Source organism: Oscillatoria nigro-viridis PCC 7112, from assembly GCF_000317475.1.
In the GTDB taxonomy this organism is placed as follows: domain Bacteria; phylum Cyanobacteriota; class Cyanobacteriia; order Cyanobacteriales; family Microcoleaceae; genus Microcoleus; species Microcoleus nigroviridis.
On the sequence record NC_019730.1, the window covers coordinates 59398 to 82494 of the forward strand.

Genomic DNA, 23097 nt, shown 5'->3' on the forward strand with positions numbered 1-23097 from the left:
ACAAGTAGAGTAAGTTTATGATGGTGTTTGAACTTTGTGCAAAACGTGTAGCAATTCAAGAAGAGTTATTTTATATTGGTTTTTCATCAGGAGAGGATAACGAATATTATTTTGTTATGCAAAGACATGAATTTCATAAAGAAGATGCTCTTCCCAACGTAGAGAGTGTTTATTGGGAGATAGACGATGAGTGTTGGGGAGAATATGGAGGAATTAAAGAAGTTACTTTAAGTCGCGATCAATTAATTGTTCGTTTTGATCCTTCAAGACCCAACGCTCATAAAGATTGTGATGAGGCAAGAATTGTTTTTTCTGTAAATAATTCAGAATTTCAGAAGTTACAGAACACCTTGCAGAAGAAGATAATGCTCGGTTATGAGGATAAGTTGAATTTAATTGTTGAAGATAATTGACTAATAATGACTTGGCAAATGAGAAATTACCGAAGTGCTGGGAAATTCTGTTTTGCCAATAAATCATTCAGGATGAGGAGCTTATCGTCTCGCAATTACAACCCGGATGGACTCAAACTTTTCCAACCAATCCCATTTATCAAGAAGTAACAGTCACCGCCAACAATACGAAATTTGGAGTAGATTTTGCCGCCACTAATTCCCGACTAGCAGGTCCCAATATTGACCCCGAATTTACCAGTACCCCGCCAACAACAGTCAAAGCAGGAGAAAGATTAGTCTACAGAACAACTGCAACTGACTTAAACGACGACGACTTAACCTTTGAATTGGTACTCGCACCCCAGGGAATGGCAGTTGCCCCCAACGGTACCATATCTTGGCGTCCCCCACTCAATTCCGTCGGAATTCACGATATCATCGTCAGAGTCAATGACGGCAGAGGCGGCACCGACTTGCAAGCCTTCAAAATCGAAGTTACCCCCGGAAACAACGCCCCCGTCTTCACATCCCAATTACCACAAAACATCAATCCCGCCGTCAACCAACCATTCCAATATCAAGCCAAAGCCGTAGACTTAGACGGAGACACAATTACCTACTCCATAATTCCCAATACCAGCAAACCAGTTACCCCCACCAACGCCACAATCAACCCCACCACCGGAGTAGTAAATTGGACTCCCACAACCGCACAGCAAGGAGGCGCATTCAATTGGGCTTACGCCGGCGAAGTCGAACCTTGGGAAATCTTAATTAAAGCAACAGACAACAAAGGCGGAGAAGCATTCCAAAGAATCGAATTAACCGTCAGCCCAGCCGCCCCCAATCGCCCGCCATCCATCACCTCCACTCCCCGCACAAACACCCGTTTGGGCAAGACATACTTCTATCAAGTAGAAGCCAAAGACCCAGACGGCAACCCCTTAACATATACTCTATTAAATCCTCCGAACGGCATGGCATTCGCAACGCCAGCTTCCACGCCCGCCGGCATGACATTCCAAGAAGGATTGATTAGTTGGACGCCCGGAGTCTCGCAGCAAGGAACCTATCCAATAACCGTCAGAGTTAGCGACGGGTTGGGAGGTTTAGCTACTCAAACGTTTAACCTAATTGCCGATAATGTCGCTTCAAATCGCGCCCCCAGTATCGATTCTACTCCCGCAGAACAAATTACCAATCTAGCGAAGCTTTATCAATACAATTTGACAGGCAGCGATGCAGATGGAGACAGGTTGCTGTGGAGTTTGGACAAAGCGCCTTCAGGGATGGTTGTTGACGCGCAATCGGGGGCTTTACGCTGGCAGCCTAACGCGGAACAAGTAGGCGAACATACTGTTTCTGTAAGGACAATTGACGGTAACGGCGGTTATGCCGTCCAAGAATTCAGTCTGACCGTCAGGGGAATAAATACGCCTCCGGCTGTGGTTTCAACTCCTCCATCAAAGGCGGCAGTAAATCAAGTTTACGCTTATACAGTTGTCGCGACTGATACCGAAAATGACCCGCTGACTTTCAGTTTGAATAAGTATCCAGTAGGGATGGCAATTGACAGCAACGGCAAGATTCAATGGACTCCCAATGCCAATCAAATCGGACAGCATTCTGTAGAAGTTGCCGTGACTGATAAGCAGGGGGCAATTGCTACTCAAACTTTCACTGTCACTGCGGGAACTACTGCTATCAACCTTCCCCCAGCAATTACTTCCACACCTGTATTTACAGCATCGCCAGAACGCCCTTATACATATCAGGTACAAGCAACTGATGCTGACGGTACTATCTCGCAGTACCAGTTACTGCAATCTCCTCCGGGAATGACTATTAATTCAGCTACGGGTGCGATTACTTGGAACAATCCGACTGCTGGAAACCATCAAATAGTAGTCGGGGCCCTTGACAATTCGGGTACGGGTGCGGCCCAAGGATTTGAGTTAATTGCCAGGGCTAATTCACCAGCGGTTGTTCCAACTATTCCGATTCAATCTGTTTCGCCCGGTTCTAGTTATCGCTTAGATTTGAAGGCTACTGATGCGAATGGGGATTTGTTGACTTTTGCTTTAATTCAATCTCCTCCGGGCATGACTGTTGATGAATTCGGCCGCATTAGTTGGAAGCCGACTGCTGCTAATATCGGCAATCATCCGGTTGAGGTTAAGGTGACTGATACTTTTGGGGAAAGCGTTACTGTTTCTTACAATTTAAGCGTTGTCGCCGATACTGTTGCGCCGAAAGTGAGTTTAATTGCTAGCAACAATACCGTCGATGTTGGGGATTATGTCACGTTTACTGTGAATGCTGTCGATAACGTAAAAGTCGAATCTTTGGGCTTAACTATTAACGGCACTCCTGTTGTTTTAGATGCACAAGGTCAGGCAAATGTCAAGTTAAATAATTTAGGCAGTATTACGGCAGTTGCAACGGCACTAGATGCGGCTGGAAATGTGGGAACTGCGACTGCTTCTGTGGCTGCAATTGATACTAGCGATGTCAATGCGCCAACTATCAACATCAGTTTAGAATCTGATGCAGAAATCACCGCGCCTGTCAATATAGTTGGCACGATTAGCGACAGCAATTTAGCTTACTATACATTAGAAGTAGCGCCAGTCGGTGGCGGGCAAATTCCGGGCGATGGCGGAGGATTTAAGGAGGTTTATCGCGGAACGACTGCTGTCAGCAACGGAACGATTGCGACTTTTGACCCGACTGTTTTGGCTAACGGCGCTTACGTTCTCAAGTTCACTGCATTCGATACCAACGGTAACGGTTCGACTACTGAAAGGACGGTGAATGTTTCGGGTGATTTGAAGTTGGGGAATTTCCGGTTGTCGTTTACTGATTTGACGGTTCCAGTGGCGGGTATTCCGATTAACGTGACTCGGACTTACGATTCTTTGAATGCGAATAAGGGCGATGATTTTGGCTACGGCTGGCGGATGGAGTTCCGGGATACTGATTTGAAGACTTCTTTGAAGGCTGACCCGATTTACGAAGAATTGGGCATCAATACCGCAGCATTTGATAGCAAGACTAAGGTATTCATCACCCTACCCGGAGGTAAGCGGGAAACCTTTACTTTTAAGCCGACTCCGAGTCATTTGAATCAGTATTTAGGGGCTGCTGGGCCGGGGGCTGCGATGTACAAGCCGGCTTTTGAGTCTCAAAAGGGTTCGACGATGACTCTGACGGTTAAGGACGCGAATTTGATACGGAATGAGTACGGCGAGTATTACGGGGTGAACGGGCAGCCCTTCAATCCCGAAAATCCTGCTTTTGGTAGGGTTTATGTGTTGACTACTAAAGAGGGTATTGTTTACGAGATTGATGCGGCATCTGGGGATTTGCTGACTGCTACTGATGCGAATGGGAATAAGTTGACTTTTAGCGATGCGGGGATTGCTAGCAGTACGGGTAAGTCGGTGACTTTTGAGAGGGATGCTGCTGGGAGGATTGTCGGTGTTGTTGACCCGGATGGGAAGAAGGTTAAGTACGAATACGATGCTAAGGGGGATTTGGTTGCTGTTAAGGATAGGGAGAATAATACTACTCGGTTTGTTTATGGAGATGAGGACAGACCGCACTTTTTGACTGAGGTTATTGATTCGTTGGGACGCAGTGGAGTTAAGACTGAGTACGATGAACAAGGTCGCCTCAAACAGATGGTGGATGCGAACGGTTCGGCGGTGGAGTTGGTTTACGATCCGAATAATTCGCTTCAGAAGGTTAAGGATGTTTTTGGCAAGGAAACTACTTACGTTTACGACAGTCGCGGGAATGTTTTAACTGAGATTGACCCGTTAGGGAAGAGGGTTGACAGGACTTACGATGCGGATAATAACGTTCTGAGTGAGACTGTAATTACTAGCGAGTTAAATGCTGCTGGGACTTCGGTTGAGGTGAGGTCGAAGACTGAGTGGACTTACGACGCGAAAGGGAATAAGTTAAGTGAAAAAGACCCGTTAGGGAATATTACGCGGTGGACTTATAACAGTCGCGGGCAGGTTTTGACTGAGACTGATGCTTTGGGTAATGCTGCGAGTTATACTTATTCTCCGAGTGGCAATTTGCTGACGACTAAAGATGCGGCGGGGAATGTTAGTAAGTTCAGCTACGATATGAGGGGAAATCTTCTCACCCTTACAGATGCGACTAATAAAGTTACTAGCTTTACCTACGATGCTGCGGGTAACGTACTGTCAGTGAAGGATGCGATCGGGAATACAACAACTTACACTTACGACAGCAGCGGCAACCGCAAAACTGAAACTCGCACTGTAACTACTCCTTCGGGTGTGCAAACTTTAGTTACTAAATCTGATTACGACAGTAACGGTAAAGTTACGAAAGTTACTGATGCTGAAAATAAGGTAACTGAGTACAAATACGATGCTAACGGCAATCAAATTGCTGTCATCGATGCCCGCAACAATAAAACCGAATACCGCTACGATAGTTCATGTCAGCTAGTCGAAACGATTTATCCCGACAATACTCTCGGTAATCCCGCTGACAATCCCAGGACAATTAACATTTACGATAAGGGCGGGCGTTTGCGTGCTACTATTGATTCAGATAAGCATGCAACTCATTACAATTACGACGATGCTGAGCGGTTAGTTGAAACGATTTACCAGGATAAAATCGATACACTAGCGCAATTAGTCAGCGTTCTCGCGCCCGGTCAAACTCCTGCTACAATTGATTGGACTCAGGTAATTTATCCCGACATTGCGCCTGCTTTCTTGTCTGACAATCCTCGCAGCAAGACTGAGTATTACAAAAACGGCGATGTCAAAGCTGAGATTGACGAACGGGGAAATCGTACCGAATACCGCTACGATAATAACGGGCGGTTGGTAGAGGTAATTTATCCCGACGATACGCCGAACAATCTGACTGATAATCCTCGGACTAAAACAGAATACGACTACGCGGGACGGACTGTTGCTACCATTGATGCTAAGGGCAGAATAACTCGCTACGAGTACGATAATTTGGGACGGTTGGTGAAGACTATTTATCCCGATGCTACTCCCAACAATCTATTAGATAATCCGACTTCCAAGACTGAATACGACTCTTTGGGACGGCGCATTTCTGCTACTGATGCTGCGGGTAAAACAGTCAAGTACGAGTACGATGCTTTGGGTAGATTGACTGCTGTCGTGCAGACTTTGAATCAAGCTGGAACTAATCCAATTAATCTCAGAACCGAGTACGGTTACGATGAAGCTGGACGGTTAATTTGGCAGGAGGATGCGAAGGATAATCGCACTGAGTTTGAGTACGATAAAAACGGTCGTCGTGTTGCTGTTGAGTTGCCGCTAACTCAAAGGTCGGTTACTACTTACGATGAGGTAGGAAATGTTAAGACGGTGACAGATTTTAACGGCAATACTGTTACCTACGGTTACGATGCTGAGAATCGCTTGACTTCTAAGCAGTTTTCTGTTATTGGGGAATCTCCCGTTACGTTTACCTACACGAGTAGCGGGCAGATTAAGACTGTTGTTAAAGGGCAGGAAACGACTGTTTTTAATTACGATGAATTAGGAAGGTTGGTGTCGAGAATTGACCCGGATGGGCCGTATTTGGCAAGCGGGGCGACGATTGAGTACGAGTACGATGCGGCGGGAAATCGGACCTCTGTAAGGACTCCTGTTGGGTTGAGTCAGTACGAATATGACGAGCAAAATCGCTTGGAGAAAGTGATTGACCCGGATTTGGCGGTGACGAGTTATTTCTACGATGCTGAGGGGAATTTAGAACGAACTGAGTTACCGAATGAGGTTGTGGAAACTCGGACTTATGATGAGTTGAATCGGTTGAAGTTGTTGACTTATCAAAGAAATAATGCGACGCTTCAAAGTTTTGATTACACCTTAGATCCTGTCGGGCATCGGCGAGTTGTTACCGAACAAAACGGGCGCAAGGTTGAGTACGAATACGACGATTTGTATCGGCTGACAAAGGAAACGATTACCGATACTGTGAATGGATCTCGCACGATTAGTTACGGTTACGATGCTGTAGGGAATCGGTTGACGAAGACTGATTCTGTTGGTGGGGTGACGAGTTATGTTGATGACGATAATGATAGGTTGTTGAAGGAGGAATTGCGGCAGAATGGGGGGCTGGTTAAGACGACTGAGTATCGTTACGATGCGAATGGGAATACTACTCGCAAGATTGAGAACGGTACTCAAGAGACGGTTTATACTTGGAATCAAGAAAAACGTTTGGTTGGCGTTCAAACTCCGACGGGTGAGAATATTAGCTATGCTTACGATGCGGATGGAGTGAGGGTTAGTAAGACTGTTAATGGGGTGACTCCTGAGTATTTGGTTGATAAGAATCGGGATTATGCTCAGGTTTTGGAGAAAAGGGTTAATGATGTTTTGAGTGCTAGTTATGTGTATGGGTTGGATTTGATTTCTCAAGAGAGGGGGAATGTTGATTCGTATTATTTAGTTGATGGGTTGGGCAGTACGAGGGGGTTGGCTAATGCGTCGGGTGCGATGACTGATACTTATACCTATGATGCGTTTGGGAATCTCATTGCGTCTGCGGGCGGTACTGCTAATGATTATCTGTTTGCTGGGGAACAGTTCGATCCTAGTTTGGGGGATTATTATCTGAGGCAGCGGTATTATGATACTGATACTGGGCGATTTACTCGGAGGGATACTTATGAGGGCAGCTTTGAAGATCCGATGTCGCTGCATAAGTATCTTTATGGTAATGCTAATCCAGTCACGTATACCGATCCTACTGGTTTGTTTAGTGCGGGTGAGGCTCAAGCGGCAGCCGATATTGCTAACACTTTAGCGGGCATACAGTGGGAAAGTGGTAGTTATCTAATCGGAGCTACAATAGAAAATAACGATAGCTTTCCGCTGGATGATTACTACATATTAACTTTTCCAGGGGGGGCAAATTTTAATGAACGGGTTGTAGACTTTTTTGAAAATTTCGCACCTCATGACTATGTAATCCGATTTCTTGTTTATGGAGGAACTTTACCAATTCCTAAAAAACTCTTAGGAAAGATACTGCAAACAATGCCATCCTGGTATCGAGGACCGCGTAGAGTTCCCATAGTTGGCAATTCAAGTAAATACACTGCCCCTCTTAGCGCTCTGTCGTTCATGTTTTTTGACAACGCACAGTGGAACCGCAGCCCTGTTCGTATTTTTGGCAGCAATAAAATACTCAGAACAATAGGTAGAGCTAGTTCTATTTTAAGAACAGGGTTAGCAATTGCAGATACTGCTTTGTTGATAAAATATTTGATAGAAACAAGCTGATAAAGAAGGAGATATTATGCAATCACATGAAAGCCAAGACATTGAAAGATCAGTTTGTGAATTACTTAAGGATATTGTAGGTTCGCAACGACAATTGTGTTTGAGACATCGCTTAGTTAAAGACTTAAAAATCGACTCAGATGTCCTGAGTTTTGAGTTTGCCATACCACTTCAAGAAAAACTAAAAATTGATGTCCCTGATGATGAGTGGCTAAACGTTTACACTATTGAAGATGCGATCAATTTGCTAAAAAGATATCAATCCAAATGATAACCTTTGAATCACTTAGGTTAATGGCTCAATAGTAAATATTTGGTTAAAAAAAATGGAATTATGCTCATTTTTGAGATGAAGTTTCAGTAGCTTCCCTATCAAGATATAGTAGTGGTAATGCTTTAATTATTTATAGGTGGCTTCAACAATCTATACTCGGTGTTACCCCCTCTGTTCCTGGAGGAATTGAGTTAGCATCGGTATACATTACAGGCTTCAATCTAGGTTATTTTGCTGCTGTTGGAGTACGTAATTTAGTAGAAGGTTCAAAGAATTAAAATGGTATTTCAATTCATCAAAAATCAACATCAAAGTGTGAAGCAACTTTTAGGGGTTATGACCAATCAGCATTTTGAAGAAGATCGCAGAGTTTTCTTACAGAGGAATCCTTCTCAATCAGAATCAGATTTTATTACAATTTGCTTTCAAAAACCTTGCAGTAAACAACAAGAGGTAGCACTTGCTATTCGTCGTGCAATTGCTATACTTGGAAATATTGAAAGTGAATTTATTCGAGCCGAAGTTTCTTTTGAGGATCTAGATTTACTTTCATTTTGGAATTTGTGTGGAGAGGCGGGATTTAATACGACAAGATTTATTGAAGCCATTCAATCAGAACTTCATGTTCAACTTCCAGAAGAACAACTCGAACAAGCATTTGTTAGAGACCCCGATCTAAACACACGTATGAAAATTTATGAATTCATAAATGAGTTCTATTCCTGGTATAAATTGCTGAGTATTTAGGAGCAAAAAATGCCTTGTGTTACTTGAAGTATAGTGTTTTTAAAAATGACAATATTCAGAAGATAAAATGCTATGATTTTTATTTTTACACTCCCTAAAAGCGTATAATCAGCTAGCATGAGGATGCCGTTTGTTACTATAATCCGAAAGTCATCAAAAAATACGACTCTGCCAATAATCTAATTGCAGAAGTCTCGACTACTGGATTAGAAACTCGTTATACCTACGATGAGTTAGGCCGTTTAGCAGAAACAATTCTACCGGATTCTACGCCCCTCAATTGGGATGACAACAAGAGAGTCAAAACCGAATATTCAGCCGCCAGTCGCATCAAATCTCAAACAGATATTTATGCCAATCAAGAAGCGTATTTCTACAACGACATCGGTCAATTAATTCGTTCAAAAGATGTTCTTGGTAATGACACCACCTACACCTACAACCCAGGCGGACAAGTTGAGTCAGTTACAGACTTCAAAAATCGTACAACCCGCTATGTTTACGATGACAAAGCCCGAATTCAAGAAACAATTTTCTTCGATAACTCTCGCTTATCGCTGACCTACGACTCACAAGGAAGAGTTAAAACCGAAACCAACGAACTCAATCAAACCACCACCTACGAATACGATGCTTACAGCCAAATCAAAGCGGTTATTAACGCCCTAAACGAACGCACGGAGTTTGAATACGACAAGCGTCGCAATTTAGTTCGAGTTACCGATGCACTCGGTCGTAGCATTCGTTATAAATACGATGAATACGGGCAGAAAGTTGAAACAACTTTCCATGATGGCGATAAAATATTGACGGGTTACGACCAGTTCGGTCGCATCACCAGCGTCACCGATGAGAATTTACACACTACCAAATACGCTTACGACAATCTCAGTCAGTTAATCGAAATCGAACAAGCAAATCAAGCCAAAACAAAATACACTTACGACAATTTGGCCCGATTAACCGAGATTAAAGATGCCAACCAAAACGTCACCAAGTTTGAATACGACGCATTTTTCCGCCCCACAGCAACCATTCTCCCAATGGGACAGCGGAATCAAACAGTCTACGATAAATTTGGGCAAATTGTTAGCGAAACTGATTTTAACGGGGACACGATTAACTATACCTACGACACCCTCGGACGTTTAAACCAAAAAACATTCACAGACCCCAGAATCTCGCCCGTTTCCTATACTTACGACCCCGTTACATCGCAATTGCGGACTGTGACAGACGGACGCGGCGTAACGCAATACGCTTACGATACTCGCGACAGGTTACAAACAACTACCACGCCGGATTTGAAAACTGTCGGTTACGGCTACGACCTGTTAAACAATATTACTTCCCTGACGACTGGGGCGGGAACGACTTCTTACGGTTACGACAAGCTGAATCGTTTGGATACAGTCAAGGAGGGAAATCGCACTCTGGCTGATTACGATTACGATAAAGTTGGTAATTTAATTCAAACTAAATTTGCGGACAGTTCGGTAGAAACGCGCAAATACGATACGCGCGACCGTTTAACTGAGTTAACTACTAAAAATGTCACTGGTACTGTTTTCTCCGGTTTTAATTACACCCTTGATGCTGTTGGCAATCGCAAGCAGGTTCAAGAATATAACGGTCGCACTGTCGATTACAGCTACGATGCACTCAATCGATTGACGGAGGAAAAGATTGCTGATGCTGCTGTCGGAAATCGAACTCTTGGCTATGGCTATGACTTGGTGGGGAATCGCTTAACCAAAACTGATACTTTGTCAGGGTCAACTACCTATAGTTACGATAACAACAATCGCCTCAATCGGACGGCGGAAGGTAGCAATCTGACCAACTTTACTTACGATAATAATGGTTCTCTCAAAACTCGGTCGTCGGGTACTGAGACTGTTACTTATGACTGGATTAATGATGGTGAAAATCGCTTGGTTGGGGTGAATAACGGTACGTCTCAATCCCAGTTTGTTTACGATGCTTTTGGTAGCCGCGTTGCAGCTATTAATGATGGGGTAAGGACGAATTATTTGACGGCTCCGATTTGGGGTTTACCTGAAGTGTTGATGGAGTACGATGCTAGTGGAGCGGTTAAGGCTGATTATACTCAGGGTGTGGGATTGGTCAGGTCGCGTCACGATGGTAGAGAAGGATTTGTTCATACTGATGGATTGGGTTCGACTCGGGCGATTACGGATAATGTTGGTTTGGTAACTGACCGCTATACTTACGATGCTTTTGGAGGATTGTTAGAGCAAACGGGGACTTTTGGTAATTCTTTTGGGTTTGCGGGGGAACAGCGGGATAGCGCTACTGGATTGGATTATTTACGAGCAAGGTATTATGACTCTAGTTTGGGAAGGTTTATTTCTAAGGATGCTTTTCCTGGGTATTTGGATGACCCGATGAGTCAGCACGATTATCAATACGCTCATGCTAATCCGGTTAGCAATACTGACCCCAGCGGCTATTTCACGATGGGCGATATGATGGCCACGCTGAATACAATATCTTCACTAGCTGCGATTGGTGGTGTTAGTTTTGGTACGGGTTATATCGCTGGTGCGGCTGCTGGCGGGGCTAGCGTTGAGGAAATTCGGGGAATGTTTGGAGAGTGGGGTGCTGGTTTTGCGTCGGGTGTGTCTGGTGGTTTTCTAACTGATGTTTATGAATACTCTACTGGGAATAAGATTGAACCGAATCATGCGATGCTCTACAATGCTGGGAATGTGACTGGGATTGGGGTGTCTTTTATCACTGGGATGAAGGCGGCGACTTGGGCTACTACTGGGATGGGGCCTTTGAAGTGGGTTGCTGCTGTGAATACGGGATTGGATGTTTATGGGGCGGTGGGGGCTACTAATAATCTTTATCAGAGTTATCAAGATAACGGGAAGTTTGAGGTTGAGGATGCTTGGAATCTGCTGGCTTACGTGCCTTTTGCTGGGGTGGTGCTGGGTGGTGTTAAGGGTTTCTTGGGTGCTAATAGAGCTCTGCAAAATGCAGATGCACTAACGAAGGCGGGGAATTGTTTTGTTGCTGGTACGGAGGTTTTGACTGTTGATGGGATTAAGAATATTGAGGATATTCAAGTTGGGGATTGGGTGATTGCTGATGACCCTACTACTCCTGGAGGGATTGAAGCAAAGCAGGTTTTGGAGACTTTTGTACGGGAAACTGATGCGCTGGTTGACCTTTATGTGGATGGGGAGGTGATTTCGACTACTGGGGAGCATCCTTTCTGGGTAGCGGATAAGGGGTGGGTTGAGGCGAAGGATTTAGTTGTTGGGTCGCTGTTGCAGACTGGGGATGGTAGGATTGTTGATGTCGATAAAATTGAGAAGCGGGAAGGTAAGTTTCCGGTTTATAATTTTAAGGTTGAGGGGATTCCGACTTACTTTGTTTCGGATTTGGGGATTCTGGTTCATAATGCAAATTATGATTCTAACAACATTAATTGGTCTATTAAAAGCAAACCTACTTGGGGTCACACTTTTGAAAGACATGGTGCTGCTACTAAAAATACTAAAAATTTGCGAGGTAGAGCTGCTGGTAAGGAGCAAGGACAAGGACAATGGACAGATAATGAAGCCGCTGCTGAATTCTTAAAAACAATGTATGGTCAGATAGACGGTTCAGTAGCTACCCCAATTCCAGAAGGAATCGGGCAGGTTATTATGCCCGATGGTTCTATAGTTCCCGCTACTTGGGCTGAGCTATATCTACAACCTGGTGGTGTTTATAAAACTGCTTTTCCCACACTAGGTCCTTAGGAAAAATTATGCTTACCTTGCGCTTACAAATTATTGGAAATTTAGTCCATTTTCCTCAATTAGATCGAGAGCCTGATTATGACTACCAGTATGATAATGTTGTTTCGGCAATCATGGATTTGTGTGATGTGCTTGAAGAAACAAATATTTTTCAATTCCAAGTTAGTGGATTTGGACAAGAACGGTGGCCTGTAGATGTCAGAACCGATTTATCAACAATTCTTGAACAAATACCTCAAATTTTGCACTCAATTGCTTGCGCTAATTATCCTTTTCAATTAGATTTTTATGAGCAAGGTGTTGAACGCCAATTAAATTTTGAAGAAGCTGACACATGCATTAAAATCAGTTGCTACAGTGGCACTTTTTGGGAACCTAATCCCTCAGCTTGTTTTGTGAGAGAATCTGATATTTTAATGCAGCTATACAATCTCAGAGATTCTTTTGTCGAAGCGGTTAAAATAGTTTGCCCCAAATTAGCAAGTAGTGAATTATTTGCTATCTGGTGTAAAAATTCTGGAGCAAAAAAGTAGATCGAAGAGAAGCGTATCATAGATGCTACGGATTGTTATATCCCACATTCCACACCCCCCAAGGGGCAGCATACACTGCAAGAGTGGATCGAAGTCTATCGTCCGAGACAATAATACTCAATAACCTGTATCGCTCAGCATCACCCAGTTGGAGATTCCTAAAAATTGACGTTCGGGTGTGAGTTAAATGTGATTCGGTTAAAATTGCGCGAGGTAACAAACCAAGTTTATTGCCGATCCGTAATCATGCGATGCTCTACAATGCTGGGAGTGTGGCTGGGATTGGGGTTTCTTTTCTAACTGGGATGAAGGCTGCTACTTGGGCTACTACTGCGATGGGGCCTTTGAAGTGGGTAGGTGTTGGGCTAGGTGCGGTAGATACGGCATTCGATGGTTATGGAGCGGCGATTGCTACTAATAATCTGAATCAGAGTTGGCAAAATAATGGTAAGTTTGAAATTCAGGATACTTGGAATCTGCTGGCTTATGTGCCTTTTGGTCTGGCGGCGATTAAGGGTATTAAGGGTTTATTGGGTGCTAGTAATTTACCTAAAAATGGTATTCAGGGTGTTAATGATGTCCTGGGAGATACTCAAAAAACAATCACAAAAGCGGGGAATTGTTTTGTTGCTGGTACGGAGATTTTGACGGTTGATGGGATTAAGAATATTGAGGATATTGTTGTTGGCGATTGGGTGATTGCTGATGACCCGACTACTCCTGGGGGGATTGAAGCAAAGCAGGTTTTGGATACGTTTGTACGGGAAACTGATGCGCTGGTTGATTTGTATGTAGACGGGGAGGTGATTTCTACTACTGGGGAGCATCCTTTCTGGGTAACGGATAAGGGGTGGGTTGAGGCGAAGGATTTAGTTGTTGGGAGTTTGTTGCAGACTGGGGATGGTCGGGTTGTTGATGTCGATAAAATTGAGAAGCGAGAAGGTAAGTTTCCGGTTTATAATTTTAAGGTTGAGGGTATTCCGACTTACTTCGTCTCGGAGTTGGGGGTGCTGGTTCATAATGCGAATTACACTCCTCCTCCTCCTTGGAGAGGGAAACCTATCATGTTAGATGGGAATTCAAAGAAAGGCTGGCAACATATCGACGAGCGCCATATCACAGGGACTTCTGCAAAAGGACCTGGAGACCTATTTCCGCCAGGGACTACGAGAGCTGAACTTGAAAAAGTTGCCGAGAAAATTGTGAAAAAAGGAACAAGAAGCTCAGGAAACCCCCAAACAACAATGCAAAATTTTGAGGATAGAGTTAAAATTCAGGGACAACATCTCAGAGTTCGCGTCAGTGGGGTGCATCTCACTTTTGCGAATGTGTCAAAAAAGAGTTAAAATGAAAAAGCTAGTAAAATCGTCAAATAAAGATGAGGTAAATAAAATGACACCCTCAGACCAACAACAACTAAAAGCCCACTTAAAAGCGGTAGCAAAAATTCTTTACAGAAATACAGAGCCAACCGAGTTAAAAAGTTTTGAAAGTATAGAAAAATCAGTCCGTCAGAAAATGTTATCAGAAGTTGGTCCAGAAATAGGTAACTTTTTTTTTCAGCAGTATCAGGAATTCAAACAGGAAAACCCCGAAAAATAAAATCAATAATCGGCTCGCTCGACATTACAGATAATCAGGCAAAATATTTTGGCTTAAAAGCTTACAGTCAATTGAGTCCACTGATGGAAAATTGCTGTCTTTTAATCACTGCTAACGAATCTTATCAAAGCGCCGAAAAAGATTTGGAAAAATTTACGGGGATCAAAATTTCTCACAGTACATTACAAAGATTAGTCAAGCGACAAGAATTTGAATTGCCTACATCTAAACAAGGAGTCAAAGAAATTACATTGGATGGCGGGAAAGTTAGACTACGCAACGAAACCAAGGGCGAGAGCTGTTACTGGAAAGACTATAAAGCCGTGTGTTTAGATAATGTTTATTCGGGAGCCTTTTTTCAAAATAATCAAGATTTAATTGATTGGACTAATAGCCAAAAATTACTACACCCTATGTATTGTCTAGGAGATGGTCATGCCGGGATTTGGAACATCTTTAAAGAAATTGGAGATAATGAACAAAGACAAGAAATTTTAGATTGGTATCATCTCAAAGAAAATCTCTACAAGGTAGGGGGTTCAATAAAACGATTGAAATTAGCAGAAAATATGTTATGGCAAGGCAAAGTTGATGAAGTTAGAAATTTATTTAAAGACTTTAAAAGTCAAGCATTTAAAACGTTTTGCAATTATTTAGAGACCCATCGCTGCCGAATAGTGAATTACCAATACTACAAAGAAGAGTCCATAAGTTCGATTGGTTCGGGAACAGTTGAATCAACAATTAAACGCATTGGATTAAGGGTGAAAATATCGGGAGCGCAATGGAATATTGAGAACGTTTCCTCAATCCTGGCTCTTCGCTGTGCTTATCTCAACGGTCAACTTTCAATTTGATGTATGTGCCAAAGTGAGATGCACCCGCGTCAGTGTAGATACTACTACGGGAGAAGTTATTAGTATGTTCCCTGTTCAAAGTGAGTAATAAAATATGCTAGTTTTCAAAATAGAAATCGATGAATTAGAAGAAGAAATTGATAGCTACACTAGAGGTCATATTACTCTTCAAGGAAGACATAAGACAATCTCTTCAAAAATATCAAAATCAAACAAAAATCAGTCGATGATGATTTTTATATCTTTAATCGATCTTCTTTATGGCATTTGTGCGGTATTAAGTATACCTGAAAGAAAAACAACATATGATTTTGTAGGAGTTGGGTGTTCTTTTGAGTTTTTCATAGTTAAAAAAGATGCTAGTAATTTAATACTTACTACTGCCAAAAGTGAGTTAATTGATGAAATCTCGCCTGGGGTATTTATTGAAATAATTTGGCAAGAAGTAAATACTTTTATGTTGAATTATGGCGAGCTACTGGAAAGTGGAAGTGTTAAATATGATTTGACAAATGCTACAAAAGATTTTAAAAAACAATTTAATCTCTGACAGATAGTATAGCGTGTCTAAACCATTTTTGCAAATCTGTAGGCGCAGTGCCAGGAGCGCCTACCCAACAATCAGTGGCAACCACAAGGGATTGCTGTTACGAGAATTATACAAATGATTTAGGTTAGCCATATACAGTATAAAATGCAAACACTACCACCCTACAAACAGCCATGAAACCCACAATAACCATCCAAGAACTAGCTTTAGCCCTGACTGCCAAAAACCACTCCCCTACCCTCCTCAACGCAGACTTCCTCAAATACAGCGGCATCGTCCCCACCGATTGGGAACTCGCCCGCCCTCCCGTTTTCAGCCCCCAAATCTCTCAAGTTGCCTTCACCAACGGCATCAATATCGTCGCCCAATCGAACGCCATCACCTTCATCGAATCTCTCTCTACAAAATCACAAGAAGACGTAAAAATTCCCGACATCATCCGCAAGTACGTTGAAGCACTACCCCGCACCGACTATCAAAATTTGAGCATCAACCCCAGAAGTTTCGTCACCTTTGAAACTGGCGATGAAAATGCAGCCCGCGAGTTTATCACGTCCACTTTACTCGCAAAAGGCACTTGGTCTGATGTGGGGAAAGCTCCTGTAAAAGCAGCGGTTAATTTAGTGTACTCTCTAGAACAGGGAGAACTCAACTTGAGCGTTGCCGAAGCTTTGCTGCAATTACAAGATGCAGAACCAACTCCCGCAGTATTGTTCTCCGGTAGTTTCCAGTACGAAATTACAGGGGAATTAGAAGGCGAGAAACTGCAACATTTGTACAAACTTTTAGAGAATTGGCAGCCCGATTTAGAGGCTTACAGGGAAATCGTCAACGTGCGGTTTTTGGGGAAAGAAGTTGAAAAGTTGCCGTCTGCCGCGTAAAGGATAAGAAGGTAGGGGGGATCGCACGACGCAAACAAATTCTAGTTGTGCGATCGCCCGAACGAGGGGTGACTGAATAATTCGTAATTAAAGGTACAAGCTAATGGCAAAATAATTCGGAATTAAAGAAACCGATCGCTAATTACGAATTTAGTGCCAGTAAACGAGAGCCTCATTATAAAGCCTGTTCGATCGCCCGCCGCGCCAATTCCACTTGTTCCACAGCATCCAGATAAGCTAGCGCTGCTGCATCCCAAACCACTTTTCTCTGCATCCTGTTCAAGACTATTTTCCCAAACTCGTACACCGTGCCGAAGCTTTGCAGCCTAAGAATTCGCTCAGCTATTGAGCAAAAACTCGGCGTTGGGTTCCATATTGCCACCACATCTGAGTGAAGGAGCGACACCACCTCTGAACCCATATCGACTTTCAAAGTCGCTCCCACCTCCACAATCCGGCCCCAAAATCCATTCCACTTCCTTTGGGCTATTTTTTCTTTAGGAATAAAAGGGATTTTGACAATAACCCAGGAAAGAGCGCTTTACGTCAAGTAGGCTAGCTGGCTTCTATTCTTTGATAGCCAACCAAATCCGGCTCAATCGCTTTCTGGGCAATCGGAGGCGCTTGTTGCAACTCACTTCCCGCTTATTGCTATTCAACTGACTCGAATTCTCGGGAAAGTTGATAATCGGCAAGGTGGCGATCGCGTCGATGAGGTCTCTGAAGGTAACAGGTTCAAGGGCTGTCATAACACCGCGCCACCAATAAAATTATTAGCCACTAATCTAATTATACTATTGTTTGATTCTACCTGCAACCTTTTTGGCTGGCTGGTTATATTCTGAAGAACAAGTCATCAATATTCTCCAATAGTTCTTCTACTTCCCGGTGTGGTTCGATTTGGAGACGTTTGTCGATCATCGCACCTCGCTGACGAAAGCAAGGTAGGGTCGAAAGAAGATGTTACCATCTTCTCCCTCCCATTCGGAACCGTGCGTGAAACTTTCGCTTCACACGGCTACTCGGGTGTCCTCTTGTCATTTGAGGGCTTCCCTTTCTTCCGACTTGTTTGAGGTTTCTTTCCTGAAGATACGAATTCCAGGTTATGTTTCCTAATTAATTCCAGGTCGGCTTTAGTTTTAACATCGTGACAATGCCGATGCAATAGTTGAAGATTTTTGTACTCATCCTTGCCTCCAATGGCTCTGGGGACGATATGGTCAACTTCCATTACATCTTCATTTCTGAAAATAAATTCGCAATGAGGGCATTTCCCTTTCTGCCATTTCAGGAGTTTTGATACCCTACTTGGCAAATCAGGATTCTTCCCCATTCTGGAACTCCAATAAACTAGGTCCTCATCGTAAGGACTTTTATCTCCTTTAACCCACATTCCGCACCCTCAACTGGCACACACGCAGTTGGGGTGCTCCGTCCGAGTCTCTCGTCCGAGATAATAATCAAAAATACCCGCGACCTGTTGGGTCACAATCGCATCGACCTGTTGGGGCAAGTTGAAAATTAACTGCTTTCGGGCAAATCCTAGATTCTCGATATCTAACAACACCTTCATCCGTCATAATTAACTATTAATCGACAGCAGATATTTCCAGCAGCCTGATAATTACACATCACTACTGAATCAAATATTTATGAAATTTCTGTCAGTTTTGCTCATCAAACAAACTGCTCGATCTCAGATTAATAAATAATAAGACTTACAGGAGAGCGGCAGCAAGTTCAATATAGCCATTCGCTCGGCTGTTAAATTAGAAATTTGTTGAATCCCTTGTAGGCTCACCAGATGAATTGATTGAAATATCTGGCAAATCCAACGGAGCGTCGGTCGATTAGTTTGTTTGCCCAACTGATTTTTCAATTGGGAATTAGTGCGTTGCAAACTGTGACGCAGTAACCTTTGACCTAAAGTATAGACTAACAAACACAAACCCATTACCAATGCCAAAGCTTCGATTCTTTCCGGCGACTTGAGAAATACACTGTCCGTAAAAAACAGCGGATCTTTCAAGAACCCAAACCCTCTTTCTGCTGACTGCTGTTCTTTGTATTTCACAATCATATCGTCAGGCTCTAATTGCTGAGTTTCCAGCACATTAGTGGCGAGAATAAACCTGCCACAGGCTTTGGTTTCTTTGGCGATCGCACCTGTATCTGGTTCCAGTTTTGCTTGAACTTTAAATCTCTGTTTCGAGCTGGATTTCTCGCGAGCATTTGGATCGTTAGTATTAGTCTTTACTGTAATTTCTTTGCTACTAACTTGGGTGATATTGTAAAATTTTAGTTGTTTGGATAAGCGATGAGCTGCGGCGGCAGCGTCGGCGGCACAAGCAAATTCAATTTTTGAGAGTTCTTGCAGTTTATTCTCAGCTTCAGCCTGGGCTTTTTTGAGTTTTTTTTCGAGTTTTTGTCGGTCTGAATCGCGTCGCAAACTGCTCTCTACTACTAGCCATCTTTGTTCAATTCCACCATAATTACTTTTGTGTTCTGACCAGCTATATCCACTCACAGAACTGGGGGTAAATTCTGCTTCATTTAACTGAGATACCAGTTGCTGCGCTTGCTTGATACTCAACGGTACGCGGGTTAACCATCTTAAATTGGTTAACATTTCTAAGTTAGGAGCTGAATATAATGCACTATCTGCAACCATTAAACTGTCAAGGTTTAACTGTTGTTTAAACTCCTGACAAATTGATGCGAATATGGCTCGATCTGATTCATTTCCCGAACCCACCCGTAAAAATAGCGGTACATCTCCATCGCTACTACAAATTAAATCTAAAATGAATTGTTTTAAGTCGGGTCTGCGATCGCGGGAGTAGCCGTAGGTAATCTTAATTGGCACGGCAGATGACACGGGTTTAGTTGACTCGCTATCTTCGCTATCTTCGCTATCTAGCGCCGTTTCTGGCTCGATAACAGATACAGATGGTAGCTCGGATTCGTATTTGCCATGCAGGTGAAAGGAAGTTGAATCTAAATGGGATGTCTCTGTATCGAGCTCAAATTTTTGAGCTGCTGAAGCGGCAATAGTTGTAAATATTTGGCTGCTGCCTGCTAAATATAGCTTGTCTAATACTCTACCTAAACGGTATTCATTCAGGTGTGATGCTTGAATACCTTCACCCATTAAATGTTCGAGCGCTTTGCCTTCAAAAAATTTAGGAAATAAGTATAATGGAGCGGAAACAAGCCCTAACCCATTGATAATCATTGCTTTGACTGCTAGACCTGGACTGACAATCTCACCCGGTTGTTCCCCTACTAACTCATTGATTTTTTGGACAATTTCTATTTCATCAACTAGACCTGCTATTAAACCAAGATGGTCGAGGTTAGAGACGGCGAGTTCAGTTGCTTGATGCACGGGTTTCATTCGATCGAGCGAATTGTTTGCTACTTGAGTTTAGACTATTTTTATCCTCCGCGTCGCACGGGGGATAATTGGTTTTTGTTGTTAATTTACACGCTCGTACATTTTCCAACTGAATCGATCGCTTGCTCGATCACCTGACACGGCAGGCGAGAGTATTTCTACTCATCTAGAGCCGACTGATCGACTCGGACGGGGCACCCCAACTGCGTGTGTGCCAGTTGAGGGTGCGGAATGTGGGCTTTAACTTTCACATAGTCGGTGCTGCTACACTCGAATTCTCTATGCTTTAGTAACCTTATAGGGTTCGCTCCCTCTTCTCTGGTTGAGAATGCCCAGTTATCACCGCCAATAGAATGCCAATACAGTTGATGTCCTGCATTGATGTTTCCACAACGGCGTTTTGCCCAACGTCGAAGTTTCAGGTATGTGAGGTTATCTTGTTTAGCTAGTTCTCCAACGGTTTTAGCGTCGGAGTTTGTATAAAAAGAAGTCCATCCCCTTATTACAGGGTTTAAGTCTCTAATTAACGCCGATTGTGGCGATGAGATATGTTTTTTGATGATTCTTCCGATTTCCTCTTGGTGAGCCTTACTGGACTTCTTATTTGGGGTAATGAGTGTGTTAAAACCTAATATCTCACGGTGCAGATTTAAACTGCTCCGATGTTTTCCAGCAGGGTATTGCTGAATGTGATGACCTAAAAAGTCATGCGCCAGCTTTACCATCCTCACTTAATTCATTTTTGAAAGTGTGAGTTAGCCTCGTCTTCTCAGGTTTTAATTCTAGACCCATGCCAGCTAACCATTCCGAGATTATCTCTCGACATCTTTGGACTACGAGCTTATCTCTGTGTAAAACCACGAAATCATCAGCATATCTGATGAAGCTCAAGGACATTACTTTGTGTCGCCAGTCAAGTTGATAACCACGTTTATCTTTCATGTCTATGGTTTTGGCGTATTCCATGAGTGTATTTTCAAGCCCGTGGAGGGCGATATTTGCCAATAACGGAGAAATGACCCCGCCTTGTGGCGTACCCTCAGATGTTGCAGTGAATACTCCATCGTCAATTACTCCAGATTTTAGCCAGGATTTTACTTGTCTCCTGATTTTGCCTTTTATGTTCAACTTTTGGAGTAGTTCATAATGGTTGATGCGGTCAAAACACTTAGCTATATCTGCATCTAGTACAAACTTCGCTTTATGTTGAATACAGAGTTTAATCTGCTTAATCGCATCGTGGCATGACCTGCCCGGTCTAAAACCATAGCTGTTTGGCTCAAAAATTGCCTCCCATTCCGGCTCAAGTGCGGATTTTACTACGGCTTGTAAAACTCTGTCATATATTACAGGTATCCCCAGTGGGCGTTTTTCATTACTTCCTGGTTTTGGTATCCAAACTCTTCTAGTCGGTTTGGATTTTCCGGTTAGTTTTAATTCCCTTGCCAGTTCTAGACGAGCTGCTGGGGTTAAGCTTTTTAGCCCGTCCACTCCTGCCGTCTTTTTACCAGTGTTATCCTGAGTGACCCTTCTTACTGACAAAATCCTATTAGACCAAGACCTCATCAGCGTCTTCTGAAGTTGGCGAACTTTCTTGACATCACCACAACGGGAAGCAGCGAAAATGCGTTTTTGCAACTTGAAAACATATCTTTCGGCTTGACGCCAATTAATAGCTTTCCATCCCTCTGTATTTGTTTCCAAATCAGATTTAGGCTTGTTCATTACTAATTGCACCTTTTCACTTAACCACCTTCGCGGTTTACGTCAGCATATCCTGGGCATTACCCCATCCCTTTTTCGGCATTACCTGTTATTTCAGGTTAGGCATTAGCTTCTTAAACCATCCCAGCCTTTCGCAGCGTGTAGCCTGACAGCCTACCTCAACAATTGTTCTTTGAAGAGGAGCATACAAAAGGATTACTTCGTTCCTACTATCCATTGATTAAATCCGTTAGGGTTTGTCTTTCCGCCGGGGTTCTAGGTGGTGCGCTATCTCGGTTGTAGAAGTCTGATAGTCCTTACCCTTGTCAGATGTTCCTGACCCAGAAGTTCAGATTTCTCTGAGAGAGCTTATATCCTCTGGCAATAAATTACGACGGTTGTATCGACAATTTGCTAGCTTGCGCTTCTACCCCACGACTTCATTACTTTCGTAATGTTTCGGTTATAGGATTTTTGCTTGCGGTGTCGGTATTCAGCTATCCCGATAGTCCGCGTTCACCCCTGCTTTACGCAAAGGTTGTCAATCTTTGTGTAGGGGAAACCAGATTTATTTCTGGTTCTTTGTGTGCTTTAAATCACGCACCATGATGTCAGGACTTGGTTTATTTTGGATTTTGGTTATGATGTTGGCTTGCACCTTTATCTTTCCCCTTTTCCCCTAGTTGTCGAGAGCTAGATGCTTGACTAGGTTTCCTCACCTGCATGAATAGTAAGTTGTCGGCGGTGGGGGATTAAAGTGCGATCTCTAACCCTTGCTTGGGTTTACCCCATCGCTGCTAGCCATCCCCTCTTTCAGGTTTCGGCTAAACGAATCGCACCTACACCTTTACTATACCAGTCTGCTGCAACCGGACTTGACATCAACGCGATTGGGCGGTATCTCAAAAAACTGATAGCCTAGCCAGAGTTGGGCTTTGAGAATAGTTCGTCAAATATAGATTCCAATTGATTGATTTAAGGAAATATCGCCCAGCAATTTCTTTATCAAGAAATTGGCCTAAAAACCTATCAAAACAAATCTGTTGCAGT

13 protein-coding genes and 2 pseudogenes are annotated in these 23097 nt (G+C 43.2%); 10 read left to right on the forward strand and 5 right to left on the reverse strand.

Annotated elements, in window-relative coordinates:
• The first annotated feature begins 17 nt into the window (after positions 1-17).
• The 10 genes from OSC7112_RS32360 (at position 18) to OSC7112_RS32410 (ending at position 16946) form a co-directional block, all read left to right on the forward strand.
• Positions 18-413 (forward strand): Imm10 family immunity protein, encoded by a 396-nt coding sequence (locus OSC7112_RS32360; protein WP_015179652.1) that lies wholly within the window; start codon positions 18-20, stop codon positions 411-413.
• Between the two features lie 221 nt (positions 414-634).
• Positions 635-7726: a putative Ig domain-containing protein gene (locus OSC7112_RS32365; RefSeq protein ID WP_479687539.1), complete on the forward strand. Its 7092-nt coding sequence runs from the start codon at positions 635-637 to the stop codon at positions 7724-7726.
• Between the two features lie 16 nt (positions 7727-7742).
• Entirely contained in the window at positions 7743-7997 is a 255-nt protein-coding gene (locus tag OSC7112_RS32370) for a hypothetical protein (RefSeq protein ID WP_015179654.1), read from the forward strand.
• Between the two features lie 282 nt (positions 7998-8279).
• Positions 8280-8747: a hypothetical protein gene (locus OSC7112_RS32375; RefSeq protein ID WP_015179655.1), complete on the forward strand. Its 468-nt coding sequence runs from the start codon at positions 8280-8282 to the stop codon at positions 8745-8747.
• Positions 8748-9142: 395 nt separating this feature from the next.
• Positions 9143-12523: a polymorphic toxin-type HINT domain-containing protein gene (locus tag OSC7112_RS34950; RefSeq protein WP_479687540.1), complete on the forward strand. Its 3381-nt coding sequence runs from the start codon at positions 9143-9145 to the stop codon at positions 12521-12523.
• 8 nt (positions 12524-12531) lie between these two features.
• A complete protein-coding gene (locus OSC7112_RS32385) occupies positions 12532-13056 on the forward strand; it encodes a hypothetical protein (RefSeq protein WP_015179656.1) in 525 nt (174 codons plus the stop codon).
• Between the two features lie 230 nt (positions 13057-13286).
• Positions 13287-14402: a polymorphic toxin-type HINT domain-containing protein gene (locus OSC7112_RS41430; RefSeq protein ID WP_223300942.1), complete on the forward strand. Its 1116-nt coding sequence runs from the start codon at positions 13287-13289 to the stop codon at positions 14400-14402.
• A 46-nt stretch (positions 14403-14448) separates the two neighbouring features.
• Positions 14449-15515, forward strand: a protein-coding gene (locus tag OSC7112_RS32400) for an ISKra4-like element ISOni1 family transposase (protein WP_150111761.1) whose coding sequence is annotated in 2 segments (ribosomal slippage) — positions 14449-14617 and positions 14617-15515 — 1068 coding nt in all. Because the reading frame shifts where the segments join, the coding sequence is not laid out codon by codon here.
• A 94-nt stretch (positions 15516-15609) separates the two neighbouring features.
• Entirely contained in the window at positions 15610-16065 is a 456-nt protein-coding gene (locus OSC7112_RS32405) for a hypothetical protein (RefSeq protein ID WP_015179660.1), read from the forward strand.
• Positions 16066-16238: 173 nt separating this feature from the next.
• Positions 16239-16946: a hypothetical protein gene (locus OSC7112_RS32410; RefSeq protein WP_015179661.1), complete on the forward strand. Its 708-nt coding sequence runs from the start codon at positions 16239-16241 to the stop codon at positions 16944-16946.
• 175 nt (positions 16947-17121) lie between these two features.
• On the opposite strand, the gene OSC7112_RS37510 is transcribed toward OSC7112_RS32410, so the two are convergent.
• From OSC7112_RS37510 to ltrA, 5 genes and pseudogenes are all read right to left on the reverse strand, one after another.
• Positions 17122-17391 carry a hypothetical protein gene (locus OSC7112_RS37510; RefSeq protein ID WP_015179662.1) on the reverse strand — a complete coding sequence of 90 codons (270 nt, stop codon included), beginning with the start codon at positions 17389-17391 and terminating at the stop codon, positions 17122-17124.
• A 121-nt stretch (positions 17392-17512) separates the two neighbouring features.
• Positions 17513-17695 carry a hypothetical protein gene (locus OSC7112_RS32415; RefSeq protein ID WP_015179663.1) on the reverse strand — a complete coding sequence of 61 codons (183 nt, stop codon included), beginning with the start codon at positions 17693-17695 and terminating at the stop codon, positions 17513-17515.
• Between the two features lie 269 nt (positions 17696-17964).
• Positions 17965-18333, reverse strand: a pseudogene (locus OSC7112_RS32420) (HNH endonuclease); the annotation flags it as partial.
• A gap of 309 nt (positions 18334-18642) precedes the next feature.
• Positions 18643-20334, reverse strand: a complete 1692-nt coding sequence (locus tag OSC7112_RS32425) for an IS1634 family transposase (RefSeq protein WP_150111640.1) — start codon at positions 20332-20334, stop codon at positions 18643-18645.
• A gap of 248 nt (positions 20335-20582) precedes the next feature.
• A pseudogene (gene ltrA, locus OSC7112_RS32430) lies at positions 20583-22068 on the reverse strand (group II intron reverse transcriptase/maturase); the annotation flags it as partial.
• Positions 22069-23097: the final 1029 nt, after the last annotated feature.